The sequence below is a fragment of the Pantoea sp. alder81 genome (assembly GCF_020179835.1).
Lineage (GTDB): Bacteria > Pseudomonadota > Gammaproteobacteria > Enterobacterales > Enterobacteriaceae > Pantoea.
In genome coordinates, this window is sequence record NZ_JAIUDA010000001.1 from 280,912 (window position 1) to 294,775 (window position 13,864).

At 55.2% G+C, this 13,864-nt stretch carries 15 protein-coding genes; 7 read left to right on the top strand and 8 right to left on the bottom strand.

Annotated elements, in window-relative coordinates:
* Positions 1 to 49: 49 nt before the first annotated feature.
* The 5 genes from potG to rlmC all read left to right on the top strand — a co-directional run bounded on the left by potG (position 50) and on the right by rlmC (position 4,840).
* The gene (gene potG / locus LBW88_RS01340; RefSeq protein ID WP_166936485.1) at positions 50 to 1,183 is read left to right on the top strand and encodes a putrescine ABC transporter ATP-binding subunit PotG; all 1,134 of its coding nucleotides are present in this window, start codon (positions 50 to 52) and stop codon (positions 1,181 to 1,183) included.
* 9 nt (positions 1,184 to 1,192) lie between these two features.
* Positions 1,193 to 2,149 carry a putrescine ABC transporter permease PotH gene (gene potH, locus LBW88_RS01345; RefSeq protein WP_224929624.1) on the top strand — a complete coding sequence of 319 codons (957 nt, stop codon included), beginning with the start codon at positions 1,193 to 1,195 and terminating at the stop codon, positions 2,147 to 2,149.
* Positions 2,146 to 2,991 (top strand): putrescine ABC transporter permease PotI, encoded by an 846-nt coding sequence (gene potI, locus LBW88_RS01350; protein ID WP_224929622.1) that lies wholly within the window; start codon positions 2,146 to 2,148, stop codon positions 2,989 to 2,991. Before potH ends, potI begins: the two co-directional genes overlap by 4 nt.
* A 199-nt stretch (positions 2,992 to 3,190) precedes the next feature.
* The gene (locus tag LBW88_RS01355; protein WP_224929619.1) at positions 3,191 to 3,655 is read left to right on the top strand and encodes a YbjO family protein; all 465 of its coding nucleotides are present in this window, start codon (positions 3,191 to 3,193) and stop codon (positions 3,653 to 3,655) included.
* A 48-nt stretch (positions 3,656 to 3,703) separates the two neighbouring features.
* A complete protein-coding gene (gene rlmC / locus LBW88_RS01360) occupies positions 3,704 to 4,840 on the top strand; it encodes a 23S rRNA (uracil(747)-C(5))-methyltransferase RlmC (RefSeq protein WP_224929616.1) in 1,137 nt (378 codons plus the stop codon).
* Positions 4,841 to 4,903: 63 nt separating this feature from the next.
* Here the strand turns inward: rlmC and artJ (LBW88_RS01365) are convergent, their stop codons facing one another.
* The 6 genes from artJ (LBW88_RS01365) to LBW88_RS01390 all read right to left on the bottom strand — a co-directional run bounded on the left by artJ (LBW88_RS01365) (position 4,904) and on the right by LBW88_RS01390 (position 9,475).
* Positions 4,904 to 5,635 (bottom strand): arginine ABC transporter substrate-binding protein, encoded by a 732-nt coding sequence (artJ, locus tag LBW88_RS01365; RefSeq protein WP_224929613.1) that lies wholly within the window; start codon positions 5,633 to 5,635, stop codon positions 4,904 to 4,906.
* Positions 5,636 to 5,828: 193 nt separating this feature from the next.
* The gene (artM, locus tag LBW88_RS01370) at positions 5,829 to 6,497 is read right to left on the bottom strand and encodes an arginine ABC transporter permease ArtM (RefSeq protein ID WP_097119344.1); all 669 of its coding nucleotides are present in this window, start codon (positions 6,495 to 6,497) and stop codon (positions 5,829 to 5,831) included.
* 3 nt (positions 6,498 to 6,500) lie between these two features.
* Positions 6,501 to 7,214: an arginine ABC transporter permease ArtQ gene (gene artQ / locus LBW88_RS01375; RefSeq protein ID WP_224929610.1), complete on the bottom strand. Its 714-nt coding sequence runs from the start codon at positions 7,212 to 7,214 to the stop codon at positions 6,501 to 6,503.
* Positions 7,215 to 7,220: 6 nt separating this feature from the next.
* A complete protein-coding gene (artJ, locus tag LBW88_RS01380) occupies positions 7,221 to 7,952 on the bottom strand; it encodes an arginine ABC transporter substrate-binding protein (protein ID WP_034820697.1) in 732 nt (243 codons plus the stop codon).
* 15 nt (positions 7,953 to 7,967) lie between these two features.
* On the bottom strand, positions 7,968 to 8,696 hold the full coding sequence (artP, locus tag LBW88_RS01385) for an arginine ABC transporter ATP-binding protein ArtP (RefSeq protein ID WP_045834084.1): 729 nt from the start codon (positions 8,694 to 8,696) through the stop codon (positions 7,968 to 7,970).
* A gap of 239 nt (positions 8,697 to 8,935) precedes the next feature.
* Positions 8,936 to 9,475 (bottom strand): lipoprotein, encoded by a 540-nt coding sequence (locus LBW88_RS01390; protein WP_224929607.1) that lies wholly within the window; start codon positions 9,473 to 9,475, stop codon positions 8,936 to 8,938.
* Between the two features lie 233 nt (positions 9,476 to 9,708).
* On the opposite strand from LBW88_RS01390, the gene LBW88_RS01395 reads away from it, so the two are divergent.
* Together LBW88_RS01395 and LBW88_RS01400 are read left to right on the top strand one after the other, a co-directional pair.
* Positions 9,709 to 10,029: a heavy metal-binding domain-containing protein gene (locus tag LBW88_RS01395; RefSeq protein WP_100702561.1), complete on the top strand. Its 321-nt coding sequence runs from the start codon at positions 9,709 to 9,711 to the stop codon at positions 10,027 to 10,029.
* Complete coding sequence (locus tag LBW88_RS01400) at positions 10,029 to 10,853, top strand: N-acetylmuramoyl-L-alanine amidase (RefSeq protein WP_224929604.1); 825 nt, start codon at positions 10,029 to 10,031, stop codon at positions 10,851 to 10,853. The genes LBW88_RS01395 and LBW88_RS01400 overlap by 1 nt, the downstream gene beginning before the upstream one ends.
* A 148-nt stretch (positions 10,854 to 11,001) precedes the next feature.
* Here LBW88_RS01400 and ltaE read toward each other — a convergent pair whose 3' ends face one another.
* Both ltaE and poxB read right to left on the bottom strand, forming a co-directional pair.
* Positions 11,002 to 12,000 carry a low-specificity L-threonine aldolase gene (gene ltaE / locus LBW88_RS01405; protein ID WP_224929601.1) on the bottom strand — a complete coding sequence of 333 codons (999 nt, stop codon included), beginning with the start codon at positions 11,998 to 12,000 and terminating at the stop codon, positions 11,002 to 11,004.
* Between the two features lie 69 nt (positions 12,001 to 12,069).
* Entirely contained in the window at positions 12,070 to 13,791 is a 1,722-nt protein-coding gene (gene poxB / locus LBW88_RS01410; protein ID WP_224929599.1) for a ubiquinone-dependent pyruvate dehydrogenase, read from the bottom strand.
* Between the last annotated feature and the right edge of the window lie 73 nt (positions 13,792 to 13,864).

The following is a 13,864-nucleotide window of genomic DNA, read 5'->3' on the forward strand; positions in this document are numbered from 1 at the left end:
CAGCGGCTGGCTGTGCCGCGCTACCCCGCTTAGCGCCGGAGAAATGTTAGTGAACGACGCGATTCCCCGCCCCCCAAATAAAACGGCTAAGGCGTTAACGCCGCTGCTGGAAATTCGCAACCTGACCAAATCTTTTGACGGCCAGCACGCCGTGGATGATGTCAGCCTGACCATTTACAAAGGTGAGATTTTTGCCCTGCTGGGTGCTTCCGGCTGCGGTAAATCGACCTTGCTGCGCATGCTGGCAGGCTTTGAGCCACCGACCAGCGGGCAGATTGTGCTGGACGGGCAAGACCTGTCACACGTTCCGCCTTATCAGCGCCCGATCAACATGATGTTCCAGTCCTACGCGCTGTTCCCGCATATGACGGTGGAACAGAACATCGCCTTCGGACTGAAGCAGGATAAATTGCCAAAAGGCGAAATCAGCAGCCGCGTGGCCGAAATGCTGACGCTGGTGCATATGCAGGAATTTGCTAAGCGCAAACCGCATCAACTTTCGGGCGGTCAGCGTCAGCGTGTGGCATTGGCGCGTAGTCTGGCGAAACGGCCCAAACTGCTGCTGCTGGATGAACCTATGGGCGCGCTGGATAAAAAACTGCGCGACCGTATGCAGCATGAAGTGGTGGATATCCTTGAGCGCGTTGGCGCGACCTGCGTGATGGTGACGCACGATCAGGAAGAGGCCATGACCATGGCGGGTCGTATTGCCATCATGAACCGCGGTAAGTTCGTGCAGATTGGTGAGCCGGAAGAGATCTACGAGCATCCTACCAGCCGCTATAGCGCCGAGTTTATTGGTTCGGTCAACGTGTTTGACGGCCTGCTGCGCGAGCGTGCTGAAGATGGTGTGGTGATTGATGCGCCGGGCCTGGTGCATCCGCTGAAAGTACAGACCGATGTGTCCATCATTGATAACGTGCCGGTGCACGTCGCGCTGCGTCCTGAGAAAGTGATGCTGTGTGAAGAGGTACCGGCAGATGGTTGCAACTTTGCCGTCGGCGAAGTGGTACATATCGCTTATCTCGGTGACCTGTCGATTTATCACGTTCGCCTGCGCAGTGGTCAGATGATCAGCGCGCAGCTGCAGAATGCACATCGCTACCGCAAAGGTGCGCCAACATGGGGTGATGAAGTTCGCCTGTGCTGGGATGCCGACAGCTGTGTGGTTCTGACGGTTTAAGGAGGCGTAATGAGCCAGATTTCTCAACGCAGCGAGCCGGAAGTAGTGGGTACACCGCTGCAGCGCTGGGGCACGCGCATTAAAATGCTGCATGGCCGCAAGCTGGTGATCGCACTGCCTTACCTGTGGCTGACCCTGCTGTTTCTGCTGCCGTTCCTGATCGTCCTGAAGATCAGTTTTGCCGACATTGCGCGCGCCATTCCGCCGTACACCGATCTGGTGACCTGGGCCGATGACCAGTTCAACCTGGTGCTGAATCTCGGTAACTACATCACGCTCACCGATGATCCGTTGTATGCCGAAGCCTATCTCACCTCGTTAAAAGTGGCGGGGATCTCCACGATAATCTGTTTGCTGATAGGTTATCCGCTGGCGTGGGCGGTGGCGCACAGTAAGCCTTCAATGCGCACCATTCTGCTGTTGCTGGTGATCTTGCCTTCCTGGACCTCGTTCCTGGTGCGCGTGTACGCGTGGATGGGCTTGCTGAACAACAACGGCATTCTCAACCGTTTCCTGATGTGGCTGGGTGTCATCGACCATCCTTTGGTGATCCTTTACACCAACACCGCGGTGTACATCGGCATTGTTTACTGCTATCTGCCGTTTATGGTGTTGCCAATCTATACCGCGTTAACCCGCATCGACTATTCGCTGGTGGAAGCCTCGCTGGATCTCGGTGCGCGCCCGCTGAAAACCTTCTTTAGCGTGATCGTGCCACTCACCAAAGGCGGCATTATCGCTGGTTCGATGCTGGTGTTTATCCCGGCGGTGGGGGAGTACGTGATCCCGGAACTGCTGGGAGGGCCGGATAGCATCATGATCGGCCGTATTCTGTGGCAGGAGTTCTTTAACAACCGCGACTGGCCGGTGGCTTCGGCACTGGCAGTGATCATTTTGTTGATTCTGATTCTGCCAATCATCTGGTTCCACAAGCATCAAAACCGTGAGTTAGGAGAGAAGGAATGAATCAGTTACCCACCATTCGCTCTCCATGGCGCACGGCAATTCTGGTGCTGTGTTTCATGTTCCTGTACGCGCCGATGTTGCTGCTGGTGGTTTACTCCTTTAACAGCTCGCAGCTGGTGACCGTGTGGGAGAGCTTCTCGTTCCACTGGTACAAAGTACTGTTCCAGGACGATGCGATGCTGGATGCCGTTGGCCTCAGCCTGACCATCGCCGCGCTCTCCGCCACCATGGCGGTGGTGTTGGGCACCATGGCGGCGGTGATCATCGTGCGCTTTGGCCGTTTCCGTGGACATAGCGGTTTTGCATTTATGCTTACCGCACCGCTGGTAATGCCAGATGTGATCACCGGGTTGTCTCTGCTGCTGCTGTTTGTGGCGATGGGCAACACCTTTGGCTGGCCGAGCGATCGCGGCATGCTCACCATCTGGCTGGCGCACGTCACCTTCTGTACCGCTTACGTGGCGGTGGTGATCAACTCCCGCCTGCGCGAGTTGGATCGCTCGATTGAAGAGGCGGCAATGGATCTCGGGGCAACGCCGCTGAAAGTGTTCTTCGTGATTACCGTGCCAATGATTGCTCCAGCGATTGTTACAGGCTGGCTGCTGGCCTTTACGCTGTCACTTGATGATCTGGTGATTTCCAGCTTCGTCACAGGGCCTGGCGCCACCACGCTGCCGATGGCAATCTTTGCCACCGTGCGCCGCGGCGTCAACCCAGAGATCAACGCGTTAGCCTCATTGATTCTGTTTGTGGTTGGCCTGGTCGGATTTATCGCCTGGCGCTTTATGGCGCATGAAGAAAAACAACGTTTACGCGATATTCAGAAAGCCAGACGTGGCTGAAACCCGTAACATTTGCCAATATAAGAACGGGCCGGTTTACCCTTCATACTTCACGTTAGTAGGTGCGTTGGCTACGTGTGTTCACCCCAGTCACTTACTTAGGTAAGCTCCTGAGGATTCTCACACTTGCCGCCTTCCTAAAACGTGAATTATTTTGGGGAAAGACCTGCCCGTTTTTTTATGGTTGCGGAGTTCAGTGATGTCGGAAACCCTTAAAAACGCGATGGCAAATTCTACGCCTGCACCGGTGATGGTGGCGGGGATCGCCATCATTGCCACGCGCTGCCTCAGCGTGCTGATGCTGGCCAATGAACTGGGTTACGACGAAATCGCTAACTTTGTCCACCGCAGCGCGCAGGCGTGGGATTCCACGCTGATTTTTATCGCCAGTCAGCTGATCTTTCTGTTTGAACTGCGCTGTGCGTTTACCCTGCTGCGCGGTAGCAATCACGGGCGCTGGGGATATGTGGTGGCGCAAATTATCGTGCTCGGTTATATGCTGATGGCATCTGTCGGCTGGATCTACCCGGAAATTTTCAGTATTCCCGGTGAAACCAATGCGCAGATCATCCATCATACGTTGATGCAGAAAGTGCCGGATGTACTGGTGTTGCTGTTACTGTTTGTGCCGGCCAGCAGTCGCGCTTTTTTCCGCGCCCGGTGATACAATCTGCCCCCGTTTTTTCTCCCAATTCTGAATACAGGCCTTTCCATGCATTGCGCGCTTTATGATGCCGGTCGCTGTCGCTCGTGCCAGTGGCTGGAGAAACCCTATCCGCAGCAGCTTAATGAGAAGCAATCGCTGCTCGAGCAGCTACTGTCACAGACCGCGGTGGCCACATATTTACCACCGGTGACCTCGGCGCTGCAGGGTTTTCGTAATAAAGCCAAAATGGTGGTGAGCGGCAGTGTCGAGCGGCCGATTTTCGGCATGGTGGCGCGTGATGGCGAACCGGTTGATCTGTGCGATTGCCCGCTCTATCCCGCCAGCTTTGCGCCGGTATTCGAGGTGCTGAAACCCTTTATTGCCCGCGCCGGATTAACGCCCTACAACGTGGCGCGTAAACGCGGAGAACTGAAATTCCTGCTGCTCACCGAGAGTTCGCAAGGAGGCATGATGCTGCGGTTTGTGCTGCGTTCCACCAGCAAACTGGAGCAGTTGCGCGCGGCCTTACCCTGGCTGCAGCAGCAGTTGCCGCAGCTGAAAGTGATCTCCGCCAATATCCAACCGGTGCATATGGCGATTCTGGAAGGGGATGAAGAGATTGCTTTGACGCCGGACCAGGCGCTGGCAGAGCGTTTCAATCAGGTGCCGCTGTATATTCGCCCGCAGAGTTTCTTCCAGACTAACCCGCAGGTCGCTGCCGATTTGTATGCCACCGCGCGAGATTGGGTAGCAGAGCTGCCAGTGTCCAGCATGTGGGATCTGTTCTGCGGCGTAGGCGGTTTCGGCTTGCACTGCGCCACGCCAGAGATGCAGCTGACCGGTATTGAGATCAGTGCGGAAGCCATTGCCTGTGCACAGCAGTCGGCTGAACAGTTGGGGCTTGATAAGGTGAGCTTCGCCGCGCTGGATTCGACCCAGTTCGCCACATCGCGTGAGCAGGTGCCACAGTTGGTGCTGGTCAATCCGCCGCGTCGCGGCATTGGCGCTGAGCTGTGTGCTTATCTCAGTGAGATGGCACCAGACTACATTCTCTACTCAAGCTGCAATCCCGGCACGATGGCGCAGGATATTGCGCGTCTGGCAGATTACGCGGTGAGCCGCGTCCAGCTGTTTGATATGTTTCCGCATACGGCACACTTTGAAGTGCTGACGTTGCTGATTAAGAAGGGTGGAGCCGCGTAGCTGCCGCCTGAACTGAGGACATGCAGAACCTGCCAGGTGGCACGCCACGCTGCTCCATAATGCTTATTCCGGGAACCACTTCTGATTGATTTGCTGCCAGGTACCATCAGCTTTCAACGCTACCAGCGCGTCATTCATCTCTTTCAACAGCGTTGCATTGCCTTTGCGAACCGCAATGCCTAAGCCGGTGCCGAAGTACTCGGTATCGGTGATATGTTCACCCACCGCACTGAGATCGTCGTTGGCCTTCAGCCACTGATTCACCACTGCGCTATCGCCAAATACGCCGTTCAGGCGACCATTTTTCAGATCGAGAATCGCATTTTGGTAGCTGTCATAGGCCACGGCGATCACTTCAGGATGCTTCTCCAGCAGGTATTTCTGATGTGTGGTGCCATTTTCTACACCGACGCGTTTGCCTTTCAGCTGGCTGAAGTCGGTGAACTGACCTTTATGCGCAATCACAATCGCGGAGTTTGCATAATACGGCTGAGTGAAATCGACCTGTTTGCTGCGCTCCGCCGTGATATCCATGCCTGAAATCACGGCATCATAACGACGGAACTTAAGTGAAGGGATCAGGCTGTCAAAGGCGTTATTAGTGAAGGTGCAATCTGCTTTCATTTGCTGACATAACGCTTTAGCCAGATCGATATCGAAGCCAACGATTTGGTTGTCGTGGTCGAGGGATTCAAACGGAGGATAGGTCGCAGAAGAGGCGAAGCGGATTTTTTCCGCCGCATAAGCATTCATTGCCAGTGTTGCCAGCGCTGCAGCAACAATCCATTTTTTCATTATGTGACTCCTGTAAACCATGCCAGAGATAGAACGGGTTACACGATGCCAGTTAATGAATTTATATGCAATAAATATGATTAAAAAATTAAATATTCAGAGGGTGTTGAGAAGCGTGGCGGCGCAATCCTTTGCGCGTTTGTTTGCAGCATCTTCGCTTCAGATTAGCGCGATGGATCATGCCGCGACGGTATCAATTGCGGTGTTCGAATGCCAATGCGCGCTTTTCGATTAAACGCATCATCAGCGTGAGCAAACCGTTGACCACCAGATAAATCAGTCCGGCAGCGGCATACACCGTGATGTCATAAGTGCGGCCATACAGCAATTGCCCATGCCCCATCACTTCCATCAACGTAATGGTGTACGCCAGTGAAGTGCTCTTAAACACTAAAACGACTTCGTTAGAGTAAGAGGAGAGGGCGCGTTTAAACGCATACGGCAGCAGGATACGCAGCGTGTCTTTACGGTTCATCCCCAGTGCAGCGCAGGACTGCCATTGACCCGAAGGAATGGCGCGTACTGCACCGTAAAATAGCTGAGTGGTGTAAGCCGCACTGTTGAGCGACAGCGCAATCAGCGCGCACAGCCAGGGCTGTGATAGCAAATGCCATAACCACGGCACGTTCTGAATGCTGGGAAACTGGCCGGGACCGTAATAAATCAGGAAGATCTGCACCAGCAGCGGCGTGCCAGTGAACACCGTGATGTAGCCTTTCACCAGCCAGTTCAGCACCGGGACTTTCAGTGAGAGCACGATGGTACACAGCAGCGACAGCACCAACGCGGCAATCAGTGACGCGATGGTTAAGGTCAGGCTGGTGTGCAGGCCCTTCAGAAGTTCGGGTAAGTAATCCAGCATGCGTCAGGCCCCCCGCTCGAAACGCGTGGTGCGCGATTCAATACGGCGCAGTATCGCCTGACTGAACAGCGTGATAATCAGGTAGACGGCCGCAGCCACCAGATACCAGGTAAAGGGTTCTTGCGTGCGCGTGGCAATGCTTTTGGTTTGCAGCATGATGTCATTCACGCTAATCAGCGACACCAGCGCGGTATCTTTCAGCAGCACCAACCACTGATTGCCTAAGCCTGGCAGCGCGTGACGCCACATTTGCGGCATGATCAGACGAAAGAAAATTGCCGACTTCTTCATGCCCAACGCCTGGCCGGATTCCCACTGGCCCACCGGCACGGCTTTTAGCGCGCCACGCAGCGTTTGGGAGGCGTAGGCTGAGTAAAGCATCGCGAGGGCAATCACACCGCACAGGAACGGGCTGACGTCGAAGTTTTCAATCTGCACCTGCACGGGAATGCTGAACAAACCAAGATTGATCTGGAAGCCGTCGGACAAGGTCAGTAAAAGCTGTGAGGCGCCAAAGTAGACAAACAACACCACCAGAATTTCGGGTAATCCACGGATCAGCGTGACCAGTGCAGTGCCAAGCCACGCCAGCGGTTTCCAGCGCACCGTTTCCCAGCCAGCAAAAATCATCGCCAGCGCAAGGCCGGCGATCAGTGCACAAACAGCAAGGCCGACGGTCATGCCGGCGGCGCTTGCGAGAGGGATCATCTCATTCATCAGTGATTACTGCTGAAACCATTTGTTGTAGATGGTTTTGTAAGTACCGTCAGCTTTGATCTTCTCCAGAGCGGTGTTGAATTTGCCCTGCAGCTCAGTATTACCCTGACGGACCGCGATGCCCAGACCGGTACCGAAGTAATCTTTATCCGTGACTTTCTCACCCAGTGGCGCGAGGTTGGCATTCTGTTTCAGCCATTCGTTCACCACGGCGGTGTCACCGAATACCGCATCAATACGGCCATTTTTCAGGTCCAGAACCGCGTTCTGATAGCTGTCGTAAGGCACAACGGTGATGTCGTTGTGTTTATCCGACAGGTATTTCTGATGCGTGGTGCCGTTCTGTACGCCAACACGTTTCCCTTTCAGTGCATCAACATTCGCCAGCTTGCCTTTCTGAGCAATAAAGATGGCGGAGTTGTCGTAGTAAGGCTTAGAGAACAGCACCTGCTTTTCACGCTCTGGGGTGATATCCATGCCCGCCATCACCGCGTCAAAACGACGGAATTTCAGGCTGGGGATCAGGCTGTCAAACGCCTGGTTGGTGAAGGTACAGGTCGCATCAATCTCTTTACACAGCGCATTGGCCAGATCGACATCGAAGCCCTGAATTTTGTTGTCGGAATCCACAAATTCAAACGGAGGATAAGAAGCTTCGGTGGCGAAACGCAGGGTCTGCGCAGCAGAAGCGCTAAGGCTCAGACCGGCAAGCAGTGCAGCAAGTACGACTTTTTTCATTAGATGCATCCTGACTTAGTGCGAAAGATAATGTGCAAACGCTTCGGTTTGCGGCTGTGTAAAGTGGCTGGCATCGCCTTGCTCAACGATATGGCCGTTCTCCATGTACACCACGCGGCTGGCGGTTTTGCGCGCCACTTCGACTTCGTGGGTCACAATCACCTGGGTGATCTGCGTCTGCGCCAGCTCACGAATGATGCTGACGATTTGCGCGGTGATTTCAGGGTCGAGCGCGGCGGTAGGTTCGTCGAACAACAGCACCTGCGGCTCCATCATCAACGCGCGGGCAATCGCCACACGTTGTTGCTGGCCACCAGAAAGATGCAAAGGAAAACGATCGGCAAAGGGCGTCAGACGCAGACGTTCCAGCAGTTTGTCGGCACGCGCACGCGCGGCTTCTTTACTGAGACCGAGCACGCGACACGGCGCTTCAATCAGATTCTGCACCACGCTGAGGTGCGGCCACAGATTGTATTGCTGAAATACCATGCCCACGTTTTGGCGCAGTTCACGGATCGCGCTGTCTGACGGCGCTTTGCTGAAGTCGAAGTGATTCCCGGCAATCTGCAAGCTGCCGGAACGCGGCTGCTCCAGCAAATTGAGGACGCGCAGGAGCGAACTTTTACCCGCGCCACTCGGCCCGAGCAACACCAGCGTCTCTCCCTGCGGACAAGCCAGGTTGATATCGAACAGTGCCTGATGGGCACCGTAAAAACAGTTAATGGCGTTTAGTTGAATACTCATGCGCAAAATATGAATAGTAATTAGTGCCGCGAATCTTAACGTCACCAGAATAGTTATGCAATTGTGGTGGGTTAAAATTTATTAAACAGCAGTGAAGTCCCAAAAGCGTAGCACAATATCGCGCAGGTCAACGCCGGGAAGGGATCGGTGGCTGCAAATTATTGATGAAAAATTAACAAAAAACGCCGCAATGATGCGGCGCGCTTATGTTTAGAACTGAGTGCTATAAAATTAAACAGCTATTTCTTCTCTTCCAGCAGTTGGCTAAGCGATCCGCCGCCTGCGTGCGGCCAGTCGCCGACGTAACGAATATCATCCACCGCCCAGCAGCTTCCTTCATGAATCATCAATACCTCGTCATGCCAGCTTTTGCCATCACGGCTCAAATCGACACGCAGAGGGATGTTACGTGCATCGCGATTGGGAATGGTTGAAGCGCTGGCAACATCGGCTGACGTTGGCCCCTGCGCGAGGCTGGAGAACAGATCGCCCTGGCTCCATGAGGCAGGTTTGCTGCTTAGCGTGCTGGCGCTCAGCAGTTTGTGATACAGGCGATCGCTCAGATAAGGGCGATATTTCGCCAGCGTGGTGCTGTCGGGCAGACCCTGGTTGGGCTGACTGATGCGTAAATCGTAAAACTGCTGGGCGACGCTATCCGGGCCACCGTCGACACAGCTGGCAGTACGCGGTCCGTTATCCTTGATCACTGGTTCAACGGTGGTACATGCACTGAGCAGTAACGCAGCGGGAACAAGCAGCGCAAAGGCATTGTTTCTCATCTCGATTTCCTTATTGTTCACTGGCAAAGCGTCATTTTTAGCATAGAGTATAGTCTCGCTTTTAAGCCGTTAGCGCTGTACCCGTCATACTTCACCAGACAGGTGCGTTGGCTGCACGCATTCGCCCGAATCACTTACGTGAGTAAGCTCATCGGGACTCTCTTGTTTGCCGCCTTCCTGCCTCATGAATTATTTAGGGTATAAATTGAACTCACTCAAACAAGGAGACAGCGATGAAATTTTCCACCACGCCCACGTTAGAAGGGCACAGCATCACTGAATATTGCGGTGTGGTTACCGGTGAAGCGATTCTCGGGGCCAACATTTTCCGCGACTTCTTTGCCGGGATTCGCGATATCGTCGGTGGCCGTTCCGGTGCTTATGAAAAAGAGCTGCGCAAAGCGCGGCAGATTGCGTTTGAAGAGCTGGAAGAGCAGGCGAAAGCATTGGGTGCGAATGCGGTCGTCGGCATTGATATTGATTATGAAACCGTGGGCAAAGACAGCAGCATGCTGATGGTTAGTGTGACCGGTACCGCAGTGATTATTCGCTGATGCGCATTGCTGTTCTCTTGGCGCTGGCGTTTTTATTGAGTGCCTGTCAGTCGTCTGTTGAGCCGCGCAACGGCTACTGGGTGGATACCGCGCATCCGGCCCAGGGCGCGCGGCCTCGCATTAAAGTGGTGGTGATCCATTATACCGCCGAAGATTTGCCATCCTCGCTGGCCACGTTGACCGATCGAGAAGTCAGTGCCCACTATTTGATCCCACAGCAGCCGGCGCAAAAAGGCGGCCAGGGCGTCATCTGGCAACTGGTGCCGGAGCGCGAACTGGCGTGGCATGCCGGGCCGAGTTTCTGGCGCGGAGCGACCCGTATCAATGACACGTCGATTGGTATTGAGATCGTCAATCGTGGCTACACGCGGACATTAACCGGCGTGGAGTGGCAGCCTTTTACGCCAGCGCAAATCAGCGTGCTGGAGGCGCTGGTGAAAGATATCACGCAGCGTTATGCCATCACGCCTGAAAATCTGGTGGGGCACAGCGATATCGCGCCGCAGCGAAAACAGGATCCTGGCCCCCTGTTCCCGTGGCAGCAGTTGGCGGAGCAGGGGTTAGGCGCATGGCCCGATCGCGCCACCGTGCAGCGCTATCTCAATGGGCATGCAGCGGATGCGCCCATCGATCAGGCCGAACTGCTGGATGCGCTGCAGCGTTATGGTTATGACGCCAATTCAGCGAATACCCCGCCAATGCAGCGTAAGCTGATTGCGGCGTTTCAGATGCACTTCCGTGCGCGGGATTATCGAGGCATCGCCGATGCAGAAACGCTGGCGATAGCTCAGGCGCTGCTGGCGAAATACGGCGCGGCGCAGTGAAGAGACGGTGTATGACATCGCCGATGCAGAAACGCTGGTTATAACTCAGGCGTTGCTGGCGAAATACCGTGCGGCTGAAGCAGGGGGCTCGCGTTGGTGAGCTTATGGACGGCCCGAAGGCCGCCCCTGCAAGGCAACCTGCGCTCTGTTACGCTAAAAACGCCTGCCAGTGCGCAACCAGACGTTGTAAATCCTGACGGCTGACATCGAGGTGGGTGGCAATGCGTGTGACCGGACCCACGCTCAGCAGCACATCGCCGGAGTGCATCCAGCTCTTCAGTGCGTCAACCTGATCTACCGGTACCTTCACAAACAGCATATTAGTGTGCTGATTCAGTACCTCTATGCCAATGGCGCTGAGTTGCTCAGCCAGCCAGGCGGCATTGTCATGATCTTCTTTCAGGCGCGCGACGTTGTGCTTCAGCGCGTACAGACCCGCCGCCGCAAGGATGCCTGCCTGGCGCATGCCGCCGCCGGTCATTTTACGCCAGCGACGTGCCTGCTCTATGTAGGCTTCATCACCACACAGCAGCGAACCCACCGGGGTGCCGAGTCCTTTGGACAGACAGATGGTGAGCGTGTCGCAATAACGCGCGATGTCTTTCAGCTCAACATTTTGTGCCACCACGGCGTTGAAGATGCGAGCACCATCAATGTGCAGCGCCAGCTTGTGTTCGCGCGTTAACTTCCACGCTTGTTCCAGATAACTCTGCGACAGCACTTTACCGTGATGAGTGTTTTCCAGGCTCAGCAGGCGCGTGCGCGCAAAGTGGATATCATCCGGTTTGATAGCCGCAACGATATCCGCCAGCGGCAGCGATCCATCTTCGGCGTGCGAGATCGGTTGTGGCTGAATGCTGCCCAGCACTGCTGCGCCGCCCGCTTCGTATTTGTAGTTATGTGCCTGTTGGCCGACGATGTATTCATCACCTCGCTGGCAGTGACACAGCAGCGCCACCAGGTTGGCTTGGGTGCCGGTCGGGAAAAATAGCGCTGCGGCTTTGCCACTCAGGCGGGCGGCCTCGATTTCCAGCGCATTGACGGTGGGATCGTCACGATAGACATCATCGCCAGTTTCGGCGGCCATCATCGCATCCAGCATGGCGGCACTTGGGCGGGTTACGGTATCACTGCGTAAATCGATCACATCGCTCTCCTGAAACAAAAAAGCGGGCTGAGCGCCCGCATTGTGAGTTATCTGGCCTTATTATCCGTTTTACCTCAGCCAGTTGGTTTTCGCCAGTTCAACGATCTCATCGCCACGCCCATTCAGAATCGCGCGCAGCATATACAGGCTGAACCCTTTGGCCTGCTCGGCCTTAATCTGCGGTGGCATCGACAGCTCTTCCTTAGCGGTGATCGCATCGATCAGCACCGGGCCGTCATGCGCAAAGGCCTGTTCCAGCGCGCTGTTGAGTTCAGAGGCTTTCTCGACGCGAATGCCTTTAATGCCGCAGGCGGTGGCAATGGCAGCAAAATCGGGGTTTTCCAGATCGGTACCATCGGTAAGGTAACCGCCCGCTTTCATCTCCATCGCCACGAAGCCCAGTACGCTGTTATTGAAGATCACCAGCTTCACTGGCAGTTTCAATTGTGCCACCGAAATAAAGTCGCCCATCAACATACTGAAGCCGCCATCACCGCACAGCGCCACGACCTGACGCTGCTTATCGATTGCCTGAGCGCCGAGCGCCTGTGGCATCGCGTTAGCCATCGAACCGTGGTTGAACGATCCCAGTAAGCGTCGCTTGCCGTTCATCTTCAGGTAACGCGCGGCCCAAACGGTAGGCGTGCCGACATCACAGGTAAAAATGGCATCTTCAGCCGCGTAATGGCTGATTTGCTGCGCCAGATATTGTGGATGAATCGCCTGTTTATCATTGGCGGTGGCGAGGTCATCCAGGCCTTTACGCGCATCCACATAGTGTTCCAACGCGCTGTCGAGATGATGACGATCGTTTTTGCTGTTGAGCTGCGGCTGCAGCGCCTGCAATGTGGCTTTGATATCCCCAATCAGCGCCATATTGACATGGCTGTGTGCGCCGAGACTGGCAGGATTGATATCAATCTGGATGATATTGGCATCCGCCGGATAAAACGGGCGATAAGGGAACTGTGTGCCCAGTAGCACCAGCGTGTCGGCGTTCATCATGGCGTGATAACCGGATGAGAAGCCGATTAAGCCGGTCATGCCGACGTCGTAAGGATTATCGTACTCGATGTGCTCTTTGCCGCGCATGGCGTGTACCACCGGCGCTTTCAGCGTTTCTGCCAGCTTCACCACTTCTGCGTGCGCGCCGGCACAGCCGCTGCCGCACATCAACGTAATATTTTCTGCGCCGTTCAGCGTTTCAGCCAGGCGGGCAATCTCGCTGGCGTTGGGCACAATATGCGGCAACTGCGGTGGATACCATTCACTGCGTGCGCCTTCCGGTGCCGGTTTCAGCGCCACATCGCCGGGAATGACAATCACGGACACGCCACGATTAAGGATAGCTTTGCGCATCGCAATCCCCAGCACCTGCGGCAACTGCTCAGGGTTAGAGACTAATTCGCAGTAATGGCTACATTCGCGGAATAGCTCCTGCGGATGCGTCTCCTGAAAATAGCCGCTGCCGATTTCGCTGGAAGGGATATGTGCGGCAATCGCCAGTACCGGAACGTGATTGCGATGACAATCGAACAGTCCGTTAATCAGATGGAGGTTTCCGGGGCCACAGGAACCGGCACATACCGCCAATTCGCCGCTGATTTGTGCCTCAGCACCGGCAGCAAAAGCCGCCACTTCTTCATGGCGCGTGGGCATCCATTCAATGGTGCCCATGCGGTTGAGGCTGTCGCTCAGGCCGTTGAGCGAATCGCCCGTCACGCCCCAGATGCGCTTTACGCCCGCGTTCTCCAGGGTTTTGGCCAGCAGTGCCGCCACAGTTTGCTTCATCGTTCGCTCCTTTCTGGTGTTTGGCCATCCATCCCGATGGCGGAAACGTGTCAGTCAGAAAGCGTAGACGATG

What these genes read in the sequence shown, in the direction of transcription:
- potH (WP_224929624.1), top strand. Translation starts at nt 1,193, where the DNA reads ATGAGCCAGATTTCTCAACGCAGCGAGCCGGAAGTAGTGGGTACACCG.
- potI (WP_224929622.1), top strand. Translation starts at nt 2,146, where the DNA reads ATGAATCAGTTACCCACCATTCGCTCTCCATGGCGCACGGCAATTCTG.
- LBW88_RS01355 (WP_224929619.1), top strand. Translation starts at nt 3,191, where the DNA reads ATGTCGGAAACCCTTAAAAACGCGATGGCAAATTCTACGCCTGCACCG.
- rlmC (WP_224929616.1), top strand. Translation starts at nt 3,704, where the DNA reads ATGCATTGCGCGCTTTATGATGCCGGTCGCTGTCGCTCGTGCCAGTGG.
- artJ (WP_224929613.1), bottom strand. Translation starts at nt 5,635, where the DNA reads ATGAAAAAATGGATTGTTGCTGCAGCGCTGGCAACACTGGCAATGAAT.
- artM (WP_097119344.1), bottom strand. Translation starts at nt 6,497, where the DNA reads ATGCTGGATTACTTACCCGAACTTCTGAAGGGCCTGCACACCAGCCTG.
- artQ (WP_224929610.1), bottom strand. Translation starts at nt 7,214, where the DNA reads ATGAATGAGATGATCCCTCTCGCAAGCGCCGCCGGCATGACCGTCGGC.
- artJ (WP_034820697.1), bottom strand. Translation starts at nt 7,952, where the DNA reads ATGAAAAAAGTCGTACTTGCTGCACTGCTTGCCGGTCTGAGCCTTAGC.
- artP (WP_045834084.1), bottom strand. Translation starts at nt 8,696, where the DNA reads ATGAGTATTCAACTAAACGCCATTAACTGTTTTTACGGTGCCCATCAG.
- LBW88_RS01390 (WP_224929607.1), bottom strand. Translation starts at nt 9,475, where the DNA reads ATGAGAAACAATGCCTTTGCGCTGCTTGTTCCCGCTGCGTTACTGCTC.
- LBW88_RS01395 (WP_100702561.1), top strand. Translation starts at nt 9,709, where the DNA reads ATGAAATTTTCCACCACGCCCACGTTAGAAGGGCACAGCATCACTGAA.
- LBW88_RS01400 (WP_224929604.1), top strand. Translation starts at nt 10,029, where the DNA reads ATGCGCATTGCTGTTCTCTTGGCGCTGGCGTTTTTATTGAGTGCCTGT.
- poxB (WP_224929599.1), bottom strand. Translation starts at nt 13,791, where the DNA reads ATGAAGCAAACTGTGGCGGCACTGCTGGCCAAAACCCTGGAGAACGCG.